The 21,944-nt window shown below is 72.1% G+C and carries 22 protein-coding genes and 1 pseudogene; 13 read left to right on the top strand and 10 right to left on the bottom strand.

Annotated elements, in window-relative coordinates; translation table 11 throughout:
- The 3 genes from OHN19_RS05930 (at position 1) to OHN19_RS05920 (ending at position 3,371) form a co-directional block, all read left to right on the top strand.
- On the top strand, positions 1-903 hold the full coding sequence (locus OHN19_RS05930; protein ID WP_330263123.1) for a sugar phosphate isomerase/epimerase: 903 nt from the start codon (positions 1-3) through the stop codon (positions 901-903).
- 11 nt (positions 904-914) lie between these two features.
- Entirely contained in the window at positions 915-1,934 is a 1,020-nt protein-coding gene (locus OHN19_RS05925; RefSeq protein ID WP_330263122.1) for a Gfo/Idh/MocA family oxidoreductase, read from the top strand.
- Positions 1,935-2,066: 132 nt separating this feature from the next.
- The gene (locus tag OHN19_RS05920; protein ID WP_330263121.1) at positions 2,067-3,371 is read left to right on the top strand and encodes a hypothetical protein; all 1,305 of its coding nucleotides are present in this window, start codon (positions 2,067-2,069) and stop codon (positions 3,369-3,371) included.
- Positions 3,372-3,394: 23 nt separating this feature from the next.
- Here OHN19_RS05920 and OHN19_RS05915 read toward each other — a convergent pair whose 3' ends face one another.
- The 5 genes from OHN19_RS05915 to OHN19_RS05895 form a co-directional block, all read right to left on the bottom strand.
- Positions 3,395-4,396 (bottom strand): Gfo/Idh/MocA family oxidoreductase, encoded by a 1,002-nt coding sequence (locus tag OHN19_RS05915; RefSeq protein ID WP_330263120.1) that lies wholly within the window; start codon positions 4,394-4,396, stop codon positions 3,395-3,397.
- Positions 4,393-5,775, bottom strand: coding sequence for a flavin monoamine oxidase family protein (locus tag OHN19_RS05910; protein ID WP_330263119.1), 1,383 nt, complete (start codon positions 5,773-5,775; stop codon positions 4,393-4,395). Before OHN19_RS05910 ends, OHN19_RS05915 begins: the two co-directional genes overlap by 4 nt.
- 80 nt (positions 5,776-5,855) lie before the next feature.
- On the bottom strand, positions 5,856-6,860 hold the full coding sequence (locus tag OHN19_RS05905; RefSeq protein WP_330263118.1) for a Gfo/Idh/MocA family oxidoreductase: 1,005 nt from the start codon (positions 6,858-6,860) through the stop codon (positions 5,856-5,858).
- A gap of 106 nt (positions 6,861-6,966) precedes the next feature.
- Positions 6,967-7,743, bottom strand: coding sequence for an SDR family oxidoreductase (locus OHN19_RS05900; protein WP_330263117.1), 777 nt, complete (start codon positions 7,741-7,743; stop codon positions 6,967-6,969).
- 17 nt (positions 7,744-7,760) lie between these two features.
- Positions 7,761-8,927: a phytanoyl-CoA dioxygenase family protein gene (locus OHN19_RS05895; RefSeq protein WP_330263116.1), complete on the bottom strand. Its 1,167-nt coding sequence runs from the start codon at positions 8,925-8,927 to the stop codon at positions 7,761-7,763.
- A 107-nt stretch (positions 8,928-9,034) separates the two neighbouring features.
- Between OHN19_RS05895 and OHN19_RS05890 the strand changes: the two genes are divergently transcribed.
- A complete protein-coding gene (locus tag OHN19_RS05890; protein ID WP_123764541.1) occupies positions 9,035-10,060 on the top strand; it encodes a LacI family DNA-binding transcriptional regulator in 1,026 nt (341 codons plus the stop codon).
- 9 nt (positions 10,061-10,069) lie between these two features.
- On the opposite strand, the gene OHN19_RS05885 is transcribed toward OHN19_RS05890, so the two are convergent.
- A complete protein-coding gene (locus tag OHN19_RS05885; RefSeq protein ID WP_330263115.1) occupies positions 10,070-11,218 on the bottom strand; it encodes a Gfo/Idh/MocA family oxidoreductase in 1,149 nt (382 codons plus the stop codon).
- Positions 11,219-11,340: 122 nt separating this feature from the next.
- On the opposite strand from OHN19_RS05885, the gene OHN19_RS05880 reads away from it, so the two are divergent.
- Positions 11,341-12,348, top strand: a complete 1,008-nt coding sequence (locus tag OHN19_RS05880; RefSeq protein ID WP_330263114.1) for a LacI family DNA-binding transcriptional regulator — start codon at positions 11,341-11,343, stop codon at positions 12,346-12,348.
- An 18-nt stretch (positions 12,349-12,366) separates the two neighbouring features.
- Here OHN19_RS05880 and OHN19_RS05875 read toward each other — a convergent pair whose 3' ends face one another.
- On the bottom strand, positions 12,367-12,711 hold the full coding sequence (locus OHN19_RS05875) for a cupin domain-containing protein (RefSeq protein WP_330263113.1): 345 nt from the start codon (positions 12,709-12,711) through the stop codon (positions 12,367-12,369).
- Positions 12,712-12,834: 123 nt separating this feature from the next.
- Here OHN19_RS05875 and OHN19_RS05870 point away from each other — a divergent pair, with 123 nt between their 5' ends.
- The gene (locus tag OHN19_RS05870) at positions 12,835-13,347 is read left to right on the top strand and encodes a hypothetical protein (RefSeq protein WP_330269538.1); all 513 of its coding nucleotides are present in this window, start codon (positions 12,835-12,837) and stop codon (positions 13,345-13,347) included.
- A 268-nt stretch (positions 13,348-13,615) separates the two neighbouring features.
- Here the strand turns inward: OHN19_RS05870 and OHN19_RS05865 are convergent, their stop codons facing one another.
- The 3 genes and pseudogenes from OHN19_RS05865 to OHN19_RS05855 form a co-directional block, all read right to left on the bottom strand.
- On the bottom strand, positions 13,616-15,094 hold the full coding sequence (locus tag OHN19_RS05865; RefSeq protein WP_330263112.1) for an MFS transporter: 1,479 nt from the start codon (positions 15,092-15,094) through the stop codon (positions 13,616-13,618).
- Between the two features lie 355 nt (positions 15,095-15,449).
- A pseudogene (locus tag OHN19_RS05860) lies at positions 15,450-15,624 on the bottom strand (histidine kinase); the annotation flags it as partial.
- Between the two features lie 2 nt (positions 15,625-15,626).
- The gene (locus OHN19_RS05855) at positions 15,627-15,803 is read right to left on the bottom strand and encodes a hypothetical protein (RefSeq protein ID WP_330263111.1); all 177 of its coding nucleotides are present in this window, start codon (positions 15,801-15,803) and stop codon (positions 15,627-15,629) included.
- A 9-nt stretch (positions 15,804-15,812) separates the two neighbouring features.
- Here OHN19_RS05855 and OHN19_RS05850 point away from each other — a divergent pair, with 9 nt between their 5' ends.
- From OHN19_RS05850 to OHN19_RS05820, 7 genes are all read left to right on the top strand, one after another.
- On the top strand, positions 15,813-16,220 hold the full coding sequence (locus tag OHN19_RS05850) for a MarR family winged helix-turn-helix transcriptional regulator (protein WP_330263110.1): 408 nt from the start codon (positions 15,813-15,815) through the stop codon (positions 16,218-16,220).
- 82 nt (positions 16,221-16,302) lie between these two features.
- Positions 16,303-16,953, top strand: coding sequence for a GntR family transcriptional regulator (locus tag OHN19_RS05845; RefSeq protein WP_330263109.1), 651 nt, complete (start codon positions 16,303-16,305; stop codon positions 16,951-16,953).
- 49 nt (positions 16,954-17,002) lie between these two features.
- On the top strand, positions 17,003-17,752 hold the full coding sequence (locus tag OHN19_RS05840) for a PIG-L deacetylase family protein (RefSeq protein WP_330263108.1): 750 nt from the start codon (positions 17,003-17,005) through the stop codon (positions 17,750-17,752).
- Positions 17,749-18,453 (top strand): 4-carboxy-4-hydroxy-2-oxoadipate aldolase/oxaloacetate decarboxylase, encoded by a 705-nt coding sequence (locus OHN19_RS05835; RefSeq protein WP_330263107.1) that lies wholly within the window; start codon positions 17,749-17,751, stop codon positions 18,451-18,453. The genes OHN19_RS05840 and OHN19_RS05835 overlap by 4 nt, the downstream gene beginning before the upstream one ends.
- 32 nt (positions 18,454-18,485) lie before the next feature.
- Positions 18,486-19,544, top strand: a complete 1,059-nt coding sequence (locus tag OHN19_RS05830) for a 4-oxalomesaconate tautomerase (protein ID WP_330269537.1) — start codon at positions 18,486-18,488, stop codon at positions 19,542-19,544.
- Entirely contained in the window at positions 19,541-20,491 is a 951-nt protein-coding gene (locus tag OHN19_RS05825) for a catechol 2,3-dioxygenase (RefSeq protein ID WP_330263106.1), read from the top strand. Before OHN19_RS05830 ends, OHN19_RS05825 begins: the two co-directional genes overlap by 4 nt.
- Positions 20,492-20,606: 115 nt before the next feature.
- Positions 20,607-21,929: an aromatic acid/H+ symport family MFS transporter gene (locus OHN19_RS05820; protein WP_330263105.1), complete on the top strand. Its 1,323-nt coding sequence runs from the start codon at positions 20,607-20,609 to the stop codon at positions 21,927-21,929.
- The last annotated feature ends 15 nt before the right edge of the window (positions 21,930-21,944 follow it).

Genomic DNA, 21,944 nt, shown 5'->3' with positions numbered 1-21,944 from the left:
ATGGCGGCCCCGCTCGACCGTATCCGCGTCGGCTCGGCCCCGGACTCCTGGGGCGTCTGGTTCCCCGACGACCCGGCGCAGGTGCCGTGGGAACGCTTCCTGGACGAGGTCGCCGAGGCCGGCTACTCCTGGATCGAGCTGGGGCCGTACGGCTATCTGCCGACCGACCCGGCCCGGCTGACCGACGAGATCGCCCGCCGCGACCTCAAGGTGTCGGCCGGCACCGTCTTCACCGGGCTGCACCGCGGCCCCTCGGTCTGGGAGCCGACCTGGGAGCACGTCAGCCAGGTCGCCGCGCTCACCCAGGCCATGGGGGCCCGGCATCTCGTGGTCATCCCGTCCTTCTGGCGGGACGACAAGACCGCCGAGATCCTGGAGCCCCCGGAGCTGACCCACGAGCAGTGGGCCCACCTCACCAAGGGCATGGAACGCCTCGGCCACGAGGTGAAGGAGGCGTACGGACTCGACATCGTCGTCCACCCGCACGCCGACACCCATCTCGACACCGAGGACCACGTCGAGCACTTCCTGGACTCGACGGACTCCGAACTCGTCAACCTCTGCCTGGACACCGGGCACTACGCGTACTGCGGCGGCGACAGCGTCAAGCTCATCGAGACCTACGGCGAACGCATCGGCTATCTGCACCTCAAGCAGGTCGACCCGGAGATCCTCGCGGACGTCGTGAAGAACGAGGTCCCCTTCGGTCCCGCCGTCCAGCGCGGGGTGATGTGCGAACCGCCGTCCGGTGTACCGGAGTTGGAGCCGGTGCTGGTCGCCGCGCAGAAACTCGGCGTGGAGCTGTTCGCGATCGTCGAGCAGGACATGTACCCGTGCGAGCCGGACAAGCCGCTGCCGATCGCGGCGCGCACCCGCACGTTCCTGAGGTCCTGCGGCGCCTGAGAGGGAGGACCATGACCGAGCGAGGCACCCTCGGCGTCGCCGTCATCGGCACCGGCAAGATGGGCGCCGACCACGTCCGCCGTATCCACGAGGTCGTCAGCGGCGCCCGGGTGAGCGCCGTCGTGGACCTCGACGCGGACCGCGCGAAGCAGGTCGCCGCCCGCGTGGAGGGCTGCACCGCCTACAGCGACCCGGCCTCCGCGATGACGGCGGCCGACGTGGACGCCGTCCTCATCGCCTCCTCCGGACCCGCCCACGAGGCGGCGCTGCTCCTGGCCCTGGAACACGATCTGCCGGTGCTGTGCGAGAAGCCGCTCACCCCCGACGCGGCCTCCGCGCTGCGCGTCCTGGAGGCCGAGCGGCGACTCGGCCGGCGGCGCGTCCAGGTGGGCTTCATGCGGCGTTACGACGCCGAGTACATGAGGCTCAAGTCCTTGCTGGAGACAGGCCAGTTGGGGCGACCGCTCATGGTGCACAACCGGCACCGCAACGCCGCCAGCCCGCCCTTCTTCACCAGCTCCATGCTGATCAGCGACTCCGTGGCGCACGAGACGGACGTGACCCGCTGGCTGCTCGGGCACGAGATCACCGCGGTGACCGTGCTGCGCCCGACGGCCTCGGCGAACGCCCCGGACGGCCTCCAGGACCCGCAGTTCGTCGTCTTCGAGACCGACGGCGGTGCCCTGAGCGACGTCGAGATCTTCGTCAACTGCGGCTTCGGCTACCAGGTCCAGGCCGAGGTGGTCTGCGAACGCGGCACCGCCCGCGTCGGCGACGGCCACGCCATGGTCACCAACATGGCAGGGCGCTGGGGCGGCACCATCGCCCAGGACTTCGTCGAACGCTTCGCCGACGCCTACGACCGCGAGGTCCAGGCATGGGTCGACGCCACCCGCCGGGGCGAGGTCACCGGGCCCAGCGTGTGGGACGGTTACGCGGCGGCCGCGGTGTGCGAGGCCGGCGTGCGGTCGCTGGACGACGGCGGCCGGGTGGCCGTGGAGCTCGTGGAACGGCCCGCGCTGTACGGCTGACGGGCCGCCGTACGGGGGGAGTTCGGCGAAGTTCCCCCGTGCTCGCTACGTACTCCGCGAATCCCGGCATCTTCGTGACCCCCTGTGCCACCATGGCGCGGCTGTCCTCGGCGGGGCGGCGAGGGGGTGCGTATGGGACTCGTACGGATACTGCTGCCGTTGCCGCGCGCTGCGGCCAAGTGGGCGCCGGAGAAGGGCGGACCGCTGCTCGGCGCCGCGCTGTCGTACTGCGTCACATCGTCCTGGGCGGGCCTGCCACCACCGTCCCCCGCCCGACGGCTGGCCTGGGCGGAAGAGGCGATCACGGCCTACGGCACGACGCCCGACACGGAGGGCCTGACCCGAGCCTTGGCCCTGCGCGCCCACGCGCTGCTGCTGTTGGGCCGGTACGAGGAGGCGTACGCGGCGGCGGATGAGGTGGCCGGGGGGCGGCGCGCGGAGGCCTTGGGCGCGGGCCAGGCAGCCGGCGGGCGGGGCGTGCGGGCGCCGGGTGCGGACGAGGTGGCCGGCGGACTGGGCGCGCAGGTGTCGGGTGCCTATGAGGTGGCCCCTGTGCGGGGCGTGCAGGTGCCGGGTGCGGACGAGGTGGTCGGTGGGTGGGGCGCGCAGGCGCGTGAGGTCGCGGAGGAGGTGACGGCTGTGCGGGGCGTGCAGGCGTGTGGGGCCTCGGAGGAACCGGCCGCTGAGAGGGCGGGTGGGGGCGCGGACGAGGTGGTCGCCGCGGGCGGCGCGCAGGCGGGTGCGGGTGTCGGTGGCCTGGCCGAGGTGGCGGGCCGGGTGTCCCCGGCGGTGGTCGCGTTCGTCGGGGACGTGCGGGCGCAGGCGCTCGCGGGTGTCGGCCGGGGTGAGGAGGCCGTGGCGGTGGCGCGGGCCAGCGTGGCGGCCTACCGCCGGCTGCCCGCCCCCGACCGCAGGGACCGGGCGCTCGGCAGCCTGCCCGGCGCGCTGCGGACGTACGGGATGCTGCTCGCCGAGGTCGGCCGCCACGAGGAGTCGGTGGCCGTCTACGAGGAGTGCGCCGCGCTCCTCGCCGCCATGTCACTCCGCGAGTTGGCGCACGTCGAGCTGGTGCGGCCGCAGGTGCTCGCCGAACTCGTCGGTGCGCTACACGTGTTGGGGCGGTACGACGACGCGCTCGGGGTGGGCCCCGAGGCCCGGGAGGCGCTGCGCGGGCCCCTCGCATGGACCGTCCCCGAGATCGTGCTGCCCCTGCGGGTACGGCTCCTGGTCGACCTCGCCCGCTGCCACACCGCCACCGGCGACCCGGCCGAGGCCCGCGCCTGCGCCGCGGCGGCGGTGACCGAGGCCCGCAAGCCGCACGGCACGACCGAGCTGACCTCGGCACTGTCCTGCCTGGCCGACGTGCTGGCCGAACTGGGCCAGACCGACAAGGAGTCCATCACCCGCCGCGAACTGGCCGAACTCCGCGACACCTAGGACCGGCCACGGGGCCACGCGCCCTAAGACACCCGCGGCCGCGGTTCGAACCCCGCCGCTCGGTACGCCGTGTCGATCAGTGTCATTGTTTCCACCGCGTCGTCCGCGTCCAACGGCAGCGCGGTACCCCCGCGCACCCGGGACGCGAACGCCTCCAGCTGGTAGGTGTACGACGACCGCGTGCCGAGTCGTTCGGTGCGTTCGCCGGACGGTGTGCGGACCACGACGCGGTCGTCCGTGTGGGGCAGTACGAAGTTCGGGGCGAAGGCCTCGCCCCGTGAGCCGGTGATCCGGCAGCTCATCTCCAGTCGGTCGTACGCCATGTGGCAGCGGGCGGAACCGGTCGCGCCGCCCGGGAAGGCCAGGTCGGCGTCCAGCCACTCGTCCACACCGGGGGCGCCCGCCCGCTCCCCGCCCCGCGCCGAGACCAGTCGGGGCGCACCGCCCGCCCAGGGGGCCAGCATGCGCAGCGCGTGCAGGCTGTAGCAGCCCAGGTCCATCACCGCGCCCCCGGCCAGCGGCAGCGACCAGCGCGGGTCGGTGTCGGGCGGCGCCGGGATCGCCACCAGCGCCTCGACGTGCCGCAGCTCGCCGATCTCCCCGCTCGCCAGGATCTCGTGAAGGCGCCGGGTGACCGGGTGGAAGAGGTAGTGGAAGGCCTCCATGAAGACCGCCCCGGCCTTCCCGGCCGCCTCCCGCACTTCCGCGGCCTCCTCGGCGTTGCTCGCCGACGGCTTCTCCGACAGGACATGCTTGCCGGCCGCGAGCGCGGCGAGGTTCCACGGCCCGTGCAGTCCGTTGGCGAGCGGGTTGTAGACGACCTCCACCTCGGGATCCGCGACCAGTTCGGCGTACGACCCCGCCACCCGCTCCACACCGTGCTCGGCCGCGTGGGCCTCGGCGCGGGACCGGTCGCGCGCGGCCACCGCGACGACCCGGTGACCGGTCGCCCGGGCCGGGCCGATCAGCGACGACGCGCTGATCCGCGCGGCTCCCAGCACTCCGATGCGCAGCGGTTCACTCATGTCCTCGGTTCCTCCTCGATGGTGGCCGGACCCTGGTCCTGCCTGGTCAGTGTGGACCGAGCGGGCGGGAAGTGGCGGCGCGCGAGGTCCTGGGCGTGGGCCACCGCGCACTCGACGAGCTCGAAGGCGGGCAGCCCGCCGACCCAGTAGGTGCGGTCACGGCCCTGGAGCGCCTCGAGGCGGTCCAGCGCGCCGTCCCTGAGGTCGTCGCCGCCGAAGTACGGCATGAACGCCCAGCTGCGCCGCAGACGCACCTCGCCGAGCTGCCCGCCGAGCCCCTCGACGTCCTCCCGCAGCAGCGCGGTGACGTCCTCGGGGCGGCCGTAGGAGTAGAAGGTCCGCATATCGCTGCCCAGGTAGCGGTGGTGGTACGACACACAGTGGCCGGCCGTCGCGCGGCTCGCGGTGTGGGCGGCGAGGAAGTAGAAGGCGTCCTCGGGCAGGCCGGACGCGGTGGCGAGGGTGGTGTGGTACGCGTGGGAGCGGACCCGTGCGGCGAGATGGCGTTCCTCGTCGCCGGCGTCCAGGACCGGCAGGATCCGGTCCGGCGTCACGGCGAGCACCACGTCGTCCGCCTCGACCGGCCCCGAGTCGGTGTGCACCCGCACCCCGTCCGCGCCCCGCTCCACCGACGTCACGCGCACCCCGCACCGCACGTCCTTCAGCCCCTCCGCGACCCGGCGCCACAACGTGGCGAACCCTCCCACGACCGTGAAGTCGCCCTGGTGGCCGAGGAGTTCGGGGCCGGGGTCCAACAGGCCGATCATCTCCGCGTACTTGACGAAGTACAGCGCGGGCACGTCGTCGTCGAGGTGGCCGTACCCGGCGGCCGTGTACCCGGTGCCGAAGGAGTCGGCCATGGAGTGCAGGTCGTGGTCGGCGATCCAGCGGCCGACGGGAGCGGCCAGCGCTCGCGCGGAGTGGGCGAGGCCGGGCTCGGCGATGCGCGGGAACTCCCGCTCCCGCAGGGCCCGGTAGCGCTGGAGGGAGCCGTCGCGCAGGAACCCCATCGACTGCCGGACGGCACGGCCGCCGGCGTCCAGGACGCGGTAGCGGCTGGTGCGCTCCGTCTCCACGTCCAGTTCCGTCAGCAACTCGGCGATCCGCTCGTATCTGTTGGTGCAGATGTGGCCCCCGAGGTCGTAGGCGCGGCCGTCCACGTGCACGCTCTGGCACTTCCCGGCCACCGTCTCCCGCTCCTCCAGGACGGTCACCCGGTGCCCGGCCCGCTCCAGTTCGCGGGCGACGGCCAGGCCGCTCGGTCCGGCGCCGACGACGGCCACGGTCCGGGGGCCTGCGGTGGCGCGTAACTCCTGCATGGTCGTGACTCCTCGGTCGGTCGGGCGTGGAAGGCTCTCATGGTCGTACGGAGAGATCACGTGACCGTAAACGGGCGTCGCGGGCGGAGTGTTCACCGAGCCGTGTCCCGGGCCGGGGCGCCCGGGACACGGCGGTGGGGTCAGGCGGAGCGGACCTCGGCGATGGTCACCGGGCGGTGCTCGTGCAGCGAGAGCGTGCACGCCTCGGCGATCCAGCCCGCCTCCAGGGCGTCCGCGACGGTGCACGGCGACGGCCGGGTGCCGGCCACGACCTCGGTGAACGCGGTGAGTTCGGCGCGGTAGGCGGCCGTGAAGCGGTCCATGAAGAAGTCGTGCGGGGTGCCCGCGGGGAAGGTCACACCGGGCTCGACCGAGCGCAGCGGGAGCTTGTCCTCCAGGCCCACCGCGATGGAGTCCTGGAAGCCGTGGATCTCCATGCGGACGTCGTAACCCCGGGCGTTGTGGCGGGAGTTGGAGACCACCGCGATGGTGCCGTCATCCAGGGTGAGGATCGCGCCGGTGGTGTCGGCGTCGCCCGCCTCCTTGATGTACTCGGCGCCCCGGTTGCCGCCGACCGCGTACACCTCGACGACCTCGCGGCCCGTCACCCAGCGGATGATGTCGAAGTCGTGCACCGAGCAGTCCCGGAAGATGCCCCCGGAGGCGGCCACGTACGCGGTCGGCGGCGGGGCCGGGTCCAGGGTGGTCGAGCGCACGGTGTGCAGCTTGCCCAGCTCACCGCTCTGCACGGCGGCCCGCGCGTTGACGAAACCGGTGTCGAAGCGGCGGTTGTAGCCGATCTGGATCGGCACCTCACTGCCCGCGACGGCCCTGAGGACCTCGACGCCCTCGCTCATGTGCTTGGCGACGGGCTTCTCGCAGAAGACGGGGATGCCGGCCTCGACGCCGGCCAGGATCAGCCCGGGGTGGGCGTCGGTCGCGGCGGCGACCACGATGCCGTCCACGCCGGCGGCCAGCAGGGCCTCGGGCGAGTCCACGACCTCGCCGCCGAACCGGTCGGCGGCGGACTTGGCGGCCTCGGCGAAGGGGTCGGTGAGGACGAGTGACTCGACCGCGTCGAGTCCGGAGAGGGTCTCGGCGTGGAAGGCGCCGATGCGGCCGAGGCCGAGGATTCCGATGCGCATGGGGGAGCAGCTCCTTGAGGGTTTTGCCGGTGAGCGGTGTTTCACGAGCGGGGGTTGTCGCGAGCGGTGTTTCTCGAGCGGGGAGGGGCGGGTGGGGAGGGGGAGGTCAGTCGAGGCCGCCCAGGACGTTCTGGTCCCAGTCGATCACCGATCCGGTCACCACGCCCGACCGGTCGGACAGCAGCAGCACCACGAAGTCGGCGATCTCGTCGGGCTGCCCGAGCTTGCCCATCGGCAGCTTGGCCGCGGCCTCCTCACGCCAGTGGTCGCCGGCGCCGTGGAAGGTCTTCTGGGTGGCGTCCTCGCCCTCGGTCGCCGTCCAGCCGATGTTCAGGCCGTTGATCCGGACCCGGTCCCAGCGGTGGGCGTGCGCCGCGTTGCGGGTCAGTCCGATCAGACCGGCCTTCGCGGCGACGTAGGGCGCGAGGAAGGGCTGTCCGCCGTGCGCCGAGGACGTGATGATGTTGACGACCGTGCCGGGCGCCTTGCGGCCGACCATGTCCGCGACCGCGGCCTGCATCGCGAAGAACGGTGCCTTGAGGTTGATCGCGATGTGCTGGTCGAACAGCTCGGGCGTGGTGTCGAGGAGCGTGCCCCGGGAGGTGAGCCCGGCCGAGTTCACCAGGCAGTCGACGCGGCCGTACGCCTCGACGACCCGGGTGACGGAGGCCTTGGCCTGTTCGGCGTCGGCGAGGTCGGCGCGCACGAACAGCGCCTTGCCGCCGGCCGCCTCCAGCTCGGCCACCAGCGCCTCACCGGGTTCCGGCCGGCGCCCGCTGACCGCCACGACCGCGCCCTCGCGGACGGCGGCCCGGGCGATCGCGGCACCGACGCCCTGGCTGCCGCCGTTGACGAGGACGATCTTGTCGTCGAGAAGTCCCATGGATGTGCCAGTACCTTTCAGCTCGTGCGCCGGTCGGCGCCGGCCCGCAGTGCGTCCCGCAGCACCCGCGGGTTCCAGTTCTCGGTGAGCGCCTGCCGGACGAGGTCAGCCTGCGAGGGCGGGGCCAGTCCGTCGACCGGCGGGTCGCTGTCGAGGTTGGTCGGGAACGGGTAGCCCTCGGCGCTCGCGGCGATCACGTTGTCCAGCCACTCCGCGTCGGCGCCCTCCGCCTTGCGGCGCAGCAGCGCGGGGTAGACCGCGTTCGACACCGCCTCCCGGTCCACGGTCTCCATGGCCCGTCCGAAGGCCGAGGAGACCTGGAGCAGGTTGGCCATGCGCCGCACGTCCGTGGTGCGGTTGGTCCCGGCCGCGTGGAACAGCGCCGGGTTGAAGAAGGCCGCGTCGCCCTTCGCGAGCGGCAGCTGGACGTGGTGCTCCTTGAAGTACGCCTGGAACTCCGGCCGCCGCCACGCCAGATACCCGGGCTCGTACGCCTGCGAGAACGGCAGGTACAGGGTCGGCCCCGACTCCACCGGCATGTCGCAGTGCGCGACCGCGCCCTGGAGCGTGAGGACGGGGGAGAGGCGGTGCACATGCGCCGGATAGGCGGCCGCGACCTCGTCGGAGAGGAAACCGAGGTGGTAGTCGCGGTGCGCGGTCTGCGCGAGACCACCCGGGTTGACCACGTTGACCTGCGAGGTGACCTGGTAGCCGGGACCGAGCCAGGCCTCGGACACCAGGGCGAGGACGGGGTTGGCGTAGTAGTCGGCGAAGGCCGCGGGGTCGTAGAGGGCCGCCTTCTCCAGCGCGTTCCACACCCGCTCGTTGGCGCCCGGCTTCGCGAAGTGGTCGCCGGCGGTCGCGCCCGCCGCGTACTGCTCGCGGATCAGCGAGTCGAACACCTCGGTGAACCGGTCGACGACCGCGTGATCGGGGAACGCGCCCCGGAAGACCACCACGCCGGGCCCGTCGGTCAGGGCCCGCACCAGCTCCTCCTGCACCTCCCGGCGGTCCTTCGCGCCGCGGACGCGCTCGGCGTCGTACAGCAGGACGTTGCGCTCCACGGCGGACGCGTGCGGGTAGTCGGCGGGGTCGGCGCTCCGCTCGACGAGCGCGCGGAACGAGTCGAGGTCGCAGTCCTGCTCGGACAGCCAGGCACGGCGGTGTACGGCGGTGAAGGACATCGGCGTCCTCTCGGTGACAGGGGCGACTCAGCGCTGTCATTCTTGTCATGACAAAGCCGTCGAACAACCAGCAGGCGGCCATCAAAAACCCCTCAAGGAGCAGACGCGTGGGACACCCGTTCCCCATTCGGGAAATCGCACGTCAGGCGGGGCTCAGCGAGGCCACCGTCGACCGGGTCCTGAACGGCAGGGGCGGGGTCAGGGAGAACACCGCCCGCGAGGTCCACCAGGCGATCACCGACCTGGACCGGCAGCGCACCCAGGTCCGGCTGGTCGGCCGGACCTTCATGGTCGACATCGTGATGCAGACGCCGGAGCGCTTCTCCACGGCCGTCCGCGCCGCCCTGGAGGCCGAGCTGCCCGCGCTGCACCCCGCCGTCCTGCGCTCCCGCTTCCACTTCCGGGAGACGGGCCCGGTGACGGAACTGACGGGGATCCTCGACCGGATAGCCCGGCGCGGCTCCCAGGGCGTGATCCTGAAGGCGCCGGACGTCCCCGAGGTCACGGCCGCGGTCGGCCGGCTCGCGGAGGCCGGCATCCCCGTGGTCACCCTGGTCACCGACCTGCCCTCCACGGCCCGCCTCGCCTACGTCGGCATCGACAACCGGGCCGCCGGGGCGACGGCCGCGTATCTGACCGGCCAGTGGCTGGGCGACCGGCCCGGCAACGTTCTCACCAGCCTCAGCAGCGGCTTCTTCCGCAACGAGGAGGAGCGCGAGATGGGCTTCCGCAGCGCGATGCGCACCCGGCACCCCGACCGCGCGGTCGTCGAGATCGCCGAGGGCCAGGGCCTGGACGCCACCCAGTACGAGCTGGTCCGGGCGGCCCTGGAGCGCGACCCTGACATCCGCGCGGTCTACTCGATCGGCGGCGGCAACATCGCCACGCTGAAGGCCTTCGAGGACCTGGGCCGGGAGTGCGCGGTGTTCGTGGCCCACGACCTCGACCACGACAACGACCGTCTGCTGCGCGAACACCGGCTGTCCGCCGTGCTCCACCACGACCTGCGCCAGGACATGCGGGAGGCCTGCCACATCGTGATGCGCGCGCACGGGGCGCTGCCACCGGCGGGTCCGACCACCCCGTCGGCGATCCAGGTGGTCACGCCCTACAACATGCCGTACCGACCCTAGGGACTTCGCTCACACGTCGACCCACGAACCGCTCCGCGCGGACCGCGCCATCGCGTCCAGTACGGCCGCGCTGTGCACCGCGTCCGCCAGCGTGGCCCCGTACGACGTGCCCTCGGCGACCGACCGCAGGAAGCGGTACGCCTCCACGACCTTGAGGTCGTCGTAGCCCATGGCGTTGGCCGCGCCCGGCTGGAAGGCGCCGAACTCGCCGTCGCCCGGCCCGACGTACACCGTGCTGACCGCCTGGTCCTGGTAGCTGGTGCCGCGGCTGACCCCCAGCTCGCCCATGCGGCGGAAGTCCCAGAACACCGCGCCCTTGGTGCCGTGCACCTCGAAGCCGTAGTTGTTCTGCTCGCCGACCGAGATCCGGCAGGCCTCCAGGACGCCCCGGGCGCCGGAGGCGAACCGCAGCAGGCAGTTGACGTAGTCCTCGTTCTCGACCGGGCCGAGTTCCCCGGTGGCGAGGGTGTGCCCGGAGGTCGCGCCGGTGGGGCGGGCGCGCTCCGGCAGGAAGATCGCGGTGTCTGCGGTGAGCGACGCGATGTCGCCGAGCAGGAACCGGGCGAGGTCGGCGCCGTGCGAGGCGAGGTCGCCGAGCACCCCGCTGCCTCCCCGCTCACGCTCGTAACGCCAGGTCAGGGCGCCCTGCGGGTGGGCCGCGTAGTCGCTGAACAGCCGGACGCGGACATGCGTGATGGTGCCGAGCTCGCCGGAGGCGATCAGCTCGCGGGCGGTCTCCACGGCGGGCGCGTTGCGGTAGTTGAAGCCGACCGCGCTGTGCACGCCCGCCTTGGCGGCCGCGTCGGCCACCGCGCGGGCGTCCTCGACGGTCAGGCCCACCGGCTTCTCGATCCACAGGTGCTTGCCGGCCTCGGCCATCGCGACACCGATCTCGCGGTGCAGGAAGTTGGGCGCCGTCACGCTCACCGCCTTCACGCGCGGATCCGCGGCGACCTCGCGCCAGTCCCGGGTCGCCGAGGCGAACCCGAACTGCGCGGCGGCCTCCTCGGCCCGCCCCGGCACCTCCTCGGCGACGGCGACCAGCTCCGGAACCAGGCCGAGTCGGGGGTAGTGGTGCCGCACCCGGGCGTAGGCCTGGGTGTGCACCCGTCCCATCCAGCCGAATCCGACGACGGCGACACCGAGCGTATCGACCATGGGAAACCCCTCTGCCAACCTGTTTGGACCGTTCCATTACGCGTCCAGGTCACCTTGGGTGCCGTATTCGCCCGCTGTCAAGCCTTTGACAAGCCGCGGGGGCCCATGGAACGGTCCATGTCATGAGACCGCCGACGATCCGCGATGTGGCCGACCGGGCCGGAGTCTCGAAGTCGCTGGTCTCGCTCGTGCTGCGGGGCTCCGACCAGGTGCGCCCGGAGAAGCGGGAGGCCGTGCTGCGGGCCGTGCGCGAGCTCGGCTACCGCCCGAACGCCGCCGCCCGCAGCCTCAGCGAGCAGCGCACCCGCACGGTCGGCGTCCTCCTGCACGACCTGCGCAACCCCTGGTTCGTCGAGTTGCTCGACGGCCTGAACTCCCTGCTCCACGACAACGGTCTGCGCATGCTCCTGGCCGACGCCCGCCTCAACCGCCGCACCGGCCAGGACCCGGCCGGGCCCTTCCTCGACCTCGGGGTCGACGGCCTCATCGTGGTCGGCACGCTGCCGGACGCCACCGCGCTCGGGGCGGTCGCCGAACGCCTTCCCGTGGTGGTCGCGGGCGCGCGCGAGCCCCGGCTGCCGGGGGTGGACGTCGTCGCCAACGACGACGTGCGGGGCGCCCGCCTGGCCACCGAGCACCTGATCGGCCTCGGGCACCGGAGCATCGCGCACATCGCGGGGTACGGGGCGGTCGGCGAGCTGCGCCGGGAGAGCTTCGAGGCGACCATGCGGGCCCACGGCCTCTCCGGGACGGCCGTCGTCGAACCGAGCGACATGACCGAGGAGGGCGGCTACCGCACGACGGTCCGGCTGCTGAGCCGCACGGACCGGCCGACGGCCGTCTTCGCCATCAACGACATCGCCGCGATCGGCGCGGTGTCGGCCGCCGAGGAACTCGGCCTGCATGTCCCGCGCGACCTGTCCGTCGTCGGCTACGACAACACCAGCATCGCGCGGCTGCGCCATGTCTGGCTCACCACGGTCGACAACGCCGGCCACGAGGTGGGCCGCCGCGCCGCGCGGTGTCTGCTCGACCGCTTCGAGGGACGTGGGGGAGCGGGCCGTACGGATCTCGCCGTACCGGTGCTGGAGGTGCGCGGGACGACGGCGGGACCGCCGGACGGGAAGTGACGACGGCCCCGGGCCCCGTCAGAGGTTGATCGCGTAGGCCTTCCGCAGCGTCTCGTGGACCGTCCATGTCGTACGGTCGCCCTCACGCAGGACGGCCATGTCGCCGGGCCCCACCCGCAGTGTCGGCCCGTCCTCGACCTCGATGGTCGCCGAGCCGCTGACGACGACGAACAGCTCGTCCGCCTCGGTGTCGGTGACGACTCCGGGGGTGATCTGCCAGATGCCCCGGATCTGACGTCCGTCCGGCGACTCCCAGACCACCTTGCCGGTCACCTCGGGCGTCCCGGAGACGATCTGCTCCCTGGCGAGGGGCTCGGACTCGAGCTCGGCGTCGGGGATGTGGAGTACGAAACTGTGGTCCATGGGGCGACCCTAGCGAGATCGTCCGTGGCCGGTCCGTCGACAGTGTGTGGAGTGTCGGCGCAGGTCGGAGGACACTTCGTCGCGGACTGGCGAGGTGCGTCGGCCCGGGTGATCGTGGAGGGCATGGCGGACACCGAGGTTGCCGCGCCCCCGGCGCGCGCGCACGACACCCGAGAGGCGGTCCTGTTCGGCGGGGTCTACGGCTCGGTCCTGGCCTGCTCCATGGTCGCCGCGCTCACCCAGTACGGGCACACCTCCCGGGACAGCCGCCGCTACGACGCCGCGTGGCTCCTGGTCACCGCCCTCGCCTCGGCCCTCGCGCACGGCTACGCCCACTACATCGCCGAGCGCACCCCGCACCGCCGCGGGGACGCCCTGCGCACACTGGCCGACGAGTGGCCCCTGGTCGCGGCGGTCCTGCCGACGGTCGCCCTCCTGGCGGGCGCCGGCTGGGGCTGGTGGCCGGCGAACGGCGTCGAGTACGCCGCCTTCACCCTCAATATCACCCTCCTCTTCACCCTCGGCCTGGTAACGGCCCGCTGGTCCCACCGCCCCTGGCTCACGGCGGTGACGATCGGGGTGGTGGACGCGATGCTGGGGGTGGTGGTCGTGGTGGCGAATGCGGTGATCAAGTAGGGGGCACCGAGCTTCGGTTGTGGCCGACCCACGGCTTCCTGGTGATCTTTCAGGTGTACGAGGGTGGGGCGGGCGACACCGACGTGGATCTACGGGAGTCGCGGGCGTCGGCGCGGACCCGCCGCACCCGGTGGTGGGCTTCGATGTCGTGGTCGACCGGGTCGTGCTGCCGGCCGACCCGGAGCTGCGCTGACGGTCGCCGGGCGGAAGTGGGCGGCCGCCGCCCCCTCGCAGGGGACGGCGGACGCATGGCTCCAGGTACGGCGTCTCACGCCCTGGCGCCGACCTCCGTGGGTTCCGGGGTTTCGTCGGACGGGGTTTCGGGGGTCGGTCGGTGGCCGCGAGGGATGAGTGTGGCGACCGCGAAGGCCAGCAGGGCCGCGCCCGCGCCGATCGCCATGACGACCTTGAAGCCGTTCTCCGAGGGCAGCGCGTGGCCGCCGAAGTCGGTGGTCATCTGGGCCAGGATCACGCCGGCGAGCGCGCTGGCGAAGGACGTGCCGAGGGACCGCATCAGGGTGTTGAGACTGTTAGCGGCACCCGTCTGGGAGGGGTCCACGGCACCCATGATCAGGGCGGGCAGCGCGCCGTAGGTGAAGCCGACGCCGGCGCCGATGACGCAGGAGACCAGGACGAGGTGCCAGACCTCGGACATCAGGACGATGTTGAGCCCGTACCCCGCCGCCACGATCAGCGCGCCGATCATCAGCGTGACCTTCGGTCCCTTGGCCTTGGTGACCCCCGCGGACACGGCCGACATGGCCATCATCACCAGGCCCTGCGGAGCCAGCACCAGACCGACCGTCAGCATGGACCTGCCGAGGCCGTACCCGGTCTGCTCGGGCAGCTGGAGCAGCTGCGGCAGCACCAGGGACATCGCGAACATCGAGAACCCGAGCGCGACCGACGCGAGGTTGGTGAACAGCACCTGCGGCTTGGCGGTCGTCCGGAGATCGACCAGCGGCTGCGGACTGCGCAGCTCCCACCAGCCCCAGGACAGCAGGATCACGACGGCGGCGGCGCCGAGCCCTAGCGTGGTGCCGCTCGTCCAGCCCCAGTCACCGCCCTTGGAGACGGCCAGCAGCAGCGAGACCAGTCCGGCCGACAGACCCAGCGAGCCGACCAGGTCGAACCGTCCGCCCGTCCGCACCTTCGACTCCGGCACGATCAGCAGGACCAGGACGAAGGCCACCGCACCGAGCGCGGCCGAGACCCAGAACAGGATGTGCCAGTTCCAGTTGTCCGCGATGAACGCGGCGGCGGGCAGCCCCAGGGCACCGCCGACACCGAGCGAGGCACTCATCAGCGCGGTGGACCCGGCCAGCCGGTCGGCCGGCAGCGCGTCCCGCATGATGCTGATGCCGAGCGGCACGACCGCGGCGGCCAGGCCCTGCAGGGCACGTCCGATGATCATCGGGACGAGGGAGTCGGCGAGACCGCACACCACCGACCCGGACACCAGCAGCACGATGCTGAGCAGCAGCATCCGGCGCTTGCCGAACATGTCACCGAGCCGACCGACGACCGGCGTGGCCACGGACGCGGCCAGCAGGGTCGCGGTGACCGCCCAGGCGGTGTCGGAGGCCTCCGCGTCCAGGAGTTTCGGCAGCTCGGGCACGATAGGGATGACCAGGGTCTGCATCAGCGAGACGACGATCCCGGCCAGGGCCAGCACCGCCACCACGGCGTTCGGCTTCGGCGGGGCGGACGGCCCCGCTTCGGCGGGTCGGGCAAGGGCGTCGGACATGGCAGGGCCTCCGTAGGGGATTGCTTGACTTACTCAAGTGAATCGCTATTGATTGACTTACGCAAGTTAAATCTGTGTGGGCTGGACGACACGGCTCAGGCGGCCGCGTCCTCCGGTGGGCAGGGCGGCCCGAAGACCACCTCGAAGCCGCCCTGCCGCATGTGGCCCGTCCGGATCCGCCCGCCCGCGAACGGGCCCGCTCACGCATGCCGACCAGACCGTAACCGCCTTGTACGGCGTCGGAGTTGCGCGCTCTTCGCGCGCCGCCGTTGACGACGGTCACGCTCAGGCTGTCGGATCCGTAGGCGAGCCGGACCTCCGCCGTGGCGACCGCCGCGTGCTTGGTGGCCTCGCCCGGCCGCGCCCGCCTGGAGGTTGGCCAGGAGCAGGTGGTGGGTGACCACGTCGTGCAGATCGCGGGCGATCCGCATGCGCTCCGCGGTGACCCGGTGCCGGGCCTCCTCGTCCCGGGTGCGTTCCGCGGCCTCGGCCCGGGTTCGCACGGCGTCCAGGCAGGCGAGGCGGAGCCGGGTCAGGTGCCGAGCGCGGTCGGCTGCAACAACCAGGCGGCGGGCCCGAACAGCTTGAGGATCGGTGGCTCGTCGCCGGGCCCGAACGGAATCGGACGGCAGTCGTCTCCACCGACGTCGTCGAGATCGAGCGCGTCCTCGGCCGTGTCGCCTACCTGGCCGGACGGGCGCGGCAGCACGAGCGGCTGATGGTGGCCCCCGGCCTGGACCTGGACCGGGTCGCCGTGGCCATCCTGCGGCACATCGCCGAGAGCGACCCGGTGCGGCCCGGGGTGCCGGCGGTCCGGCTCTCCGTGGAAGCCTCCCAAGTCAGGCGCCAGCTGCGGCAGTTGGAGCGGCTCGGGTACGTCGTGCGGATCGCGGACCCGGAGGGCCGCCGGGCCCAGCGCGTGCAGCTCGCGGACGCGGGCCTCGCCGCGGTGGGCCGTATCCGGGATGTGAGCCGCCGGGGCGTGGAGCTGGCCCTGGCCGACTGGACCCCCGGGGAAGTGGCGGAACTCCCGGTGCTGTTCCGCAGGTTGCTGCACGACTTCGTTGCCCATGCCGAGACGCCGCTCGATCCGGCGTCCCGGGCTCCCGGTCGTGAGGAACGGTGACCCCGATACGGCGGACAAAATTGTTGACAATCTTGTCTGGCTAGATTTAGGTTCGACAGGCACTCACTCAGGGAGGGCAACGATGCCGAAAGAAGCCCGTCCGAGCACCGGGGAGCAGGCCAAGCAGCATGCGCTCGCGCAGCTGCGGCAGGCGATCCTGCACGGCGAGATGGCACCGGCACAGCGGCTGGTGGAGAACGAGCTCGCCGAGCAGTTCGGTGTGACACGGGCCAGCATCCGGGCCGCACTCATCGATCTCGAGGCCCAGGGCCTCGTCGAGCGGATCCGCAACCGGGGTTCCCGGGTGCGGGTGGTGACCGTCGAGGAGGCGGTCGCCATCACCGAGTGCCGCATGGTCCTGGAAGGGCTGTGCGCGGCCAAGGCGGCGACCCTGGCCAGTGACGAGCAGCTCGCCGAGCTGACCGAACTGGGCACGGCGATGACCAAGGCCGTGGCGGACGGCGAGCCGGTGACCTACTCCGAGCTCAACCAGGAGCTGCACGCCAAGGTGCGGGAGTTCTCCGGCCAGCGGACCGCCGTGGACCTGCTGGAGCGGCTGAACGCCCAACTGGTACGGCACCGCTTCCAGTTGGCGCTCCGGCCGGGACGCCCGCAGCACTCCCTGAACGAGCACCTGGCGATGATCGAGACGATCAGGGCCAGGGACCCGCAGGCGGCCGAGAAGGCCGTCCGCGCCCACCTCACCAGCGTGATCGAGGCGCTGCGCGACTGAGTCGCGCGGGGGCGGGCGCGAACCTGTCCACCTCAAGGAGATTTCAGCAATGACGCAGTCAGGCGCGCCCGCCCCTCCCCGTTCGACACTGGTGATCACCGCGCATGCCGGGGACTTCGTGTGGCGGGCGGGCGGAGCCATCGCCCTGGCCGCCGCCCGGGGCGAGAAGGTCACCATCGCCTGTCTGACCTTCGGCGAGCGTGGGGAGTCCGCCAAGGCGTGGCGCGAGGGCAGGACACTCGACGAGATCAAGGCGATACGGCGGGACGAGGCCGAGCGCGCCGCCGCAACGCTCGGCGCCGAGGTCCGTTTCTTCGACGCCGGCGACTACCCGCTGGTGGCCACCGCGGAGCTGACCGACAAGCTCGTCGAGGTCTACCGGGCCACCCAGCCCGACGTCGTCCTCACCCACCCGGTCGAGGACCCGTACAACGGCGACCACCCGGCCGCCAACCGCATGGCGCTGGAGGCCCGCGTCCTCGCGCAGGCCATCGGCTACCCGGGCGCGGGCGAGATCATCGGCGCCCCGCCGGTCTTCTACTTCGAGCCGCACCAGCCCGAGATGAGCGGCTTCAAGCCCGAGGTCCTGCTCGACATCACCGAGGTCTGGGAGACCAAGCGCAAGGCCATGGAGTGCCTCGGCGCCCAGCAGCACCTGTGGGACTACTACACCGACCTGGCCGTGCGCCGGGGCGTGCAGCTCAAGCGCAACGCGGGCCCGAACCTGGGGCTGGCCCACAAGACCATGGCCGAGGCGTACATGCGCCCCTACCCGCAGATCGCGAAGGAGCTGGCATGAGCGGCGTGATCGTCACCAACCCGCCCAAGGCCGAGCTGAAGGACGTCGACGCGCTCGCACGGCACGGCGTGGCCACCGTCAGCGAGGCCATGGGCCGAACAGGCCTGCTGGGTCCGGAGGTTCGCCCCGTCCAGCAGGGTGTGCGGGTGGCCGGTACCGCGGTCACCGTGATCGGCTGGCCCGGCGACAACCTCATGATCCACGCGGCCGTCGAGCAGTGCGGCGAGGGCGACATCCTGGTCGTCACCACCACCTCCCCGTGCACGGACGGCCTGTTCGGCGAGCTGTTCGCAACGGCCCTCAAGCAGCGCGGGGTGCGCGGGGTCGTCATGAACACCGGCATCCGTGACACCCAGGAGCTGCGGGACATGGGCTTCGCCGCCTGGTCGCGCGCGGTCTCCTCGCAGGGCACGGTCAAGGCCACGGGCGGCTCGGTCAACGTGCCGATCGCCATCGACGGCCAGGTGATCAACCCGGGCGACGTGATCCTCGCCGACGACGACGGTGTCGTGGTCGTGCCGCGGGAACGCGCCCGGGAGACGGTCGAGCGGTCCGAGGCCCGCGAGGCCAAGGAGGCCGCCACCCGCGCCGCCTTCCTCGACGGCCAACTCGGCCTGGACCGCTACGGGTTGCGTGAGACGCTGAAGAACCTCGGCGTCGCGTACAAGTCCTACGAGGAGTACACGGGGGAGCGGTCGTGACCTCCCTGCCCGAGGAGGTGCCCTGCCTGCTGATGCGGGGCGGCACCTCCAAGGGCGCCTACTTCCTCGCCGACGACCTGCCTGCCGAACCCGCCCTGCGCGACGCCCTGTTGCTGCGGATCATGGGCAGCCCGGACGAGCGCCAGATCGACGGCCTCGGCGGCGCGCACCCGCTCACCAGCAAGGTCGCCGTGATCTCCGCTTCCGCGGACCCGGACGCCGATGTCGACTACCTGTTCCTCCAAGTCGCCGTCGACCGGCCCAAGGTGAGTGGCAGTCAGAACTGCGGGAACATCCTCGCCGGAGTCGGTCCGTTCGCGGTCGAGCGCGGGCTGGTTCCGGCGGGGGAGCAGGAGACCTCCGTCAGGATCCGCATGCTGAACACCGGGGACTTCGCGACCGCGACCTTCCCGACCCCCGGCGGCCGCGTCGACTACACCGGGGACGCCGAGATCTCGGGCGTGCCGGGCACGGCGGCGCCCGTGGTGATCGAGTTCCCGCCGGGCGCAGGGGAGTTGCTGCCCACCGGCAACGTCATTGACGTCATCGACGGCGTCGAGACGACCTGCGTGGACAACGGCATGCCGACCGTCCTCGTCGCGGCGGCCTCGCTCGAGGTCACCGGTTACGAGCCGCCCCGGGACCTGGAGGAGGACGTGGCCCTGGCCGACCGCCTGCGCACCATCCGCCTGGAGGCGGGCCGTCTGATGGGCCTCGGTGACGTGTCCGACGCCACCGTCCCCAAGCTCACCCTGCTCGCCCCGCCCAGGAACGGCGGCGCGATCACCACCCGCACCTTCATCCCCGTGCGCTGCCACACCTCCATCGGCGTCCTGGGCGCGGCGAGCGTGGCCGCGGGGCTGCGGATCGAGGGCGCCGTGGGCGCGGACATCGCGGCGATCGACCCGGCGAGCGACCGCGTCCGCATAGAACACCCCACGGGGTTCCTGGACATCGAGAGCAGTGTGTCGGCCGGTCCCGACGGCCCGCCCGCCGCCCGGCGTACCGCCGTGGTGCGCACCGCCCGCAAGATCTTCGACGGCACCGTCTTCCCCCGGGCCGCCGACCGACCCACAGGAGGTCACCGATGACTCCGCCGCTCGGCGACATCGCCCACATCGGCCACACCCAGCTCTTCACTCCCGAACTCGACGCCAGCGTCGCCTTCTTCACCGACTTCCTCGGCCTCACGGTCAACGGCCAGGACGGCGACACGGTCTATCTGCGGACCTACGACGACTACGAGCACCACAGCCTGGTCCTCACCGCCCGCGAACAGCCCGGCCTGGGCCGGCTCGCCCTGCGCAGCTCCAGCGAGGAGGCACTGCACCGCCGTATCAAGGCAGTCGAGGAGTCGGGCGGCAGCGGGCGGTGGGTCGAGGACGAACCCGGGCTCGGCAAGCTGTACGTCACCACCGACCCGGACGGCCACGAACACGCCCTGTACTGGGAGAGCGAGCACTACCGGGCCCCCGAGGAGCTGAGGCCGGCCCTCAAGAACCAGCCGCAGGCCAAGCCCAACAGGGGAGTGGGCGTACGGCGGTTGGACCACGTCAACTTCCTCGCCGCCGACGTGCTCGCCAACGCCGAGTTCCAGCAGAACGTGCTCGGCGCCCGGCCCACCGAGCAGATCCGGCTGGACAGCGGGAAGATCGCGGCGCGCTGGCTGACGTACACGAACAAGTCGTACGACGTCGTCTACACCTCGGACTGGACCGGCAGCGAGGGGCGGCTGCACCACATCGCGTTCGCCACCGACACCCGCGAAGACGTGCTGCGGGCGGCCGATCTCGCCATCGACACCGGGGTGTTCATCGAGACGGGGCCGCACAAGCACGCCATCCAGCAGACGTTCTTCCTCTACGTCTACGAGCCCGGCGGCAACCGGATCGAGCTGTGCAACCCGCTCACCCGGCTGGTGCTCGCCCCCGACTGGCCGCTGATCACCTGGACCGAGGAGGAGCGGAAGAAGGGGCAGGCCTGGGGGCTGAAGACCATCGAGTCCTTCCATACGCACGGGACGCCGCCGGTGGCCTGAGCTGCGCCTTTCCGAACCACCCCTGGATTGTCGATGAGATTGTTGACAAAAGCGTTGACACATCCGGGGGTGGCTCCTTAGCGTCTGGCGCACCACGTACGAGAGGTAACCAACGATGTCCTCCTCCCCCTCCCCGCTGTCCGCCCGCGGCAGCAGACTGGCTCTCCTGGTCGTCGGTCTGTGCTGGCTGGCCGTGCTCTTCGACGGTCTCGACATGTTCATCTACGGCTCGGTGCTGCCCCACCTGCTGGAGACCAGGACCTTCGGCCTCACCGCGGACCAGGCCGGTGACCTCGGCAGCTACGCCACCTTCGGGATGCTGGTCGGCGCGCTCACCGCCGGCACGATCGCCGACCGCGTCGGGCGCAAGAAGCTGATGATCGCCTGCGTGACCCTCTTCTCGCTGGCCTCGGGACTGTGCGCGATCTCGGAGAGCGTCGCCGTCTTCGGCCTCGGCCGGACCCTGGCGGGCGTCGGTCTCGGCGGTCTGCTGCCCACCGCGATCAGCATGGTCTCCGACTACGCCCCGCGCGGCCGCGGCGCCCTCGTCATCGGCCTGCTGATGACCGCCCACCACGCGGGCGGCATCCTCTCCGCCTACGTGGCCAAGTGGCTCATCGACCCGGTCGGCTGGCGGGCCGCGTTCTGGGTGTGCGTGCTCCCGCTGCTCTTCGCCCCGGTGCTGGCCAAGTTCCTGCCCGAGTCGCTGAGCTTCCTGGTCGCCAAGGGCCGCACCGAGGAGGCCAGGGCGCTCGCCGGGCGTTACGACGTCGAGGTGCCGGCCGCCAGGACCGGCGGCGCCGGTGACCGCTGGGCCAACCTCGCGAACCTCTTCCGCGGCGACGAGTGGATCCAGACCCTGCTCTACTGGGTGGCCTCCTTCGGCGGGCTGCTCCTCGTCTACGGCGTCGCCACCTGGCTGCCCACCCTGATGCGGGCCGAGGGTTACGTGCTGGGTTCCGCCCTGTCCTTCGTGGTCGTCTTCAACCTCGGCGGCATCGTGGGCATGCTGGTCGCGGGGCGGGCCGCCGACCGCTTCGGCGCGCCGCGCATCGCCGCGATCTGGTTCGCGCTCACCGCCGCGGGCGTCTTCCTGCTCAGCGTCCACATGTCGACGACCGTCACGATGATCGTCGTCTTCCTCACCGGGGTCTTCCTGAACAGCGCCCAGACGATGATCTACGCGACGGTCTCGATCCGCTCGAACGCGGACGACCGTGCCACCGCGGTCGGCTGGACCTCGGGCATGGGCCGCTTCGGCGCCGTCTTCGGCCCGTGGCTCGGTGGCCAGCTGCTCGCCTCGGGCAACGGCGACTGGGGCTTCACCGCGTTCGCCATCGCGGGCCTGTCGTCCATGGTCTTCATCGGCATCGCCGCCCTGCGCGGCTCCCGGCAACCGACCGCCGACACCGAGCACGAACTGGTCGCCGCCCACTGATACCCACCTGGGGGC

The sequence above is a fragment of the Streptomyces griseorubiginosus genome (assembly GCF_036345115.1).
Lineage (GTDB): Bacteria > Actinomycetota > Actinomycetes > Streptomycetales > Streptomycetaceae > Streptomyces > Streptomyces griseorubiginosus_C.
This window is presented reverse-complemented; position numbering and strand designations above follow the sequence as displayed.

Coding starts and splice junctions, on each gene's coding strand:
- OHN19_RS05845 (WP_330263109.1), top strand. CDS start 16,303: ATGCCGAAAGAAGCCCGTCCGAGCACCGGGGAGCAGGCCAAGCAGCAT.
- OHN19_RS05885 (WP_330263115.1), bottom strand. CDS start 11,218: ATGGTCGATACGCTCGGTGTCGCCGTCGTCGGATTCGGCTGGATGGGA.
- OHN19_RS05900 (WP_330263117.1), bottom strand. CDS start 7,743: ATGGGACTTCTCGACGACAAGATCGTCCTCGTCAACGGCGGCAGCCAG.
- OHN19_RS05870 (WP_330269538.1), top strand. CDS start 12,835: ATGGCGGACACCGAGGTTGCCGCGCCCCCGGCGCGCGCGCACGACACC.
- OHN19_RS05825 (WP_330263106.1), top strand. CDS start 19,541: ATGACTCCGCCGCTCGGCGACATCGCCCACATCGGCCACACCCAGCTC.
- OHN19_RS05850 (WP_330263110.1), top strand. CDS start 15,813: ATGGTGGCCCCCGGCCTGGACCTGGACCGGGTCGCCGTGGCCATCCTG.
- OHN19_RS05925 (WP_330263122.1), top strand. CDS start 915: ATGACCGAGCGAGGCACCCTCGGCGTCGCCGTCATCGGCACCGGCAAG.
- OHN19_RS05895 (WP_330263116.1), bottom strand. CDS start 8,927: ATGTCCTTCACCGCCGTACACCGCCGTGCCTGGCTGTCCGAGCAGGAC.
- OHN19_RS05835 (WP_330263107.1), top strand. CDS start 17,749: ATGAGCGGCGTGATCGTCACCAACCCGCCCAAGGCCGAGCTGAAGGAC.
- OHN19_RS05830 (WP_330269537.1), top strand. CDS start 18,486: ATGCGGGGCGGCACCTCCAAGGGCGCCTACTTCCTCGCCGACGACCTG.
- OHN19_RS05875 (WP_330263113.1), bottom strand. CDS start 12,711: ATGGACCACAGTTTCGTACTCCACATCCCCGACGCCGAGCTCGAGTCC.
- OHN19_RS05820 (WP_330263105.1), top strand. CDS start 20,607: ATGTCCTCCTCCCCCTCCCCGCTGTCCGCCCGCGGCAGCAGACTGGCT.
- OHN19_RS05865 (WP_330263112.1), bottom strand. CDS start 15,094: ATGTCCGACGCCCTTGCCCGACCCGCCGAAGCGGGGCCGTCCGCCCCG.
- OHN19_RS05880 (WP_330263114.1), top strand. CDS start 11,341: ATGAGACCGCCGACGATCCGCGATGTGGCCGACCGGGCCGGAGTCTCG.
- OHN19_RS05930 (WP_330263123.1), top strand. CDS start 1: ATGGCGGCCCCGCTCGACCGTATCCGCGTCGGCTCGGCCCCGGACTCC.
- OHN19_RS05920 (WP_330263121.1), top strand. CDS start 2,067: ATGGGACTCGTACGGATACTGCTGCCGTTGCCGCGCGCTGCGGCCAAG.
- OHN19_RS05905 (WP_330263118.1), bottom strand. CDS start 6,860: ATGCGCATCGGAATCCTCGGCCTCGGCCGCATCGGCGCCTTCCACGCC.
- OHN19_RS05840 (WP_330263108.1), top strand. CDS start 17,003: ATGACGCAGTCAGGCGCGCCCGCCCCTCCCCGTTCGACACTGGTGATC.
- OHN19_RS05915 (WP_330263120.1), bottom strand. CDS start 4,396: ATGAGTGAACCGCTGCGCATCGGAGTGCTGGGAGCCGCGCGGATCAGC.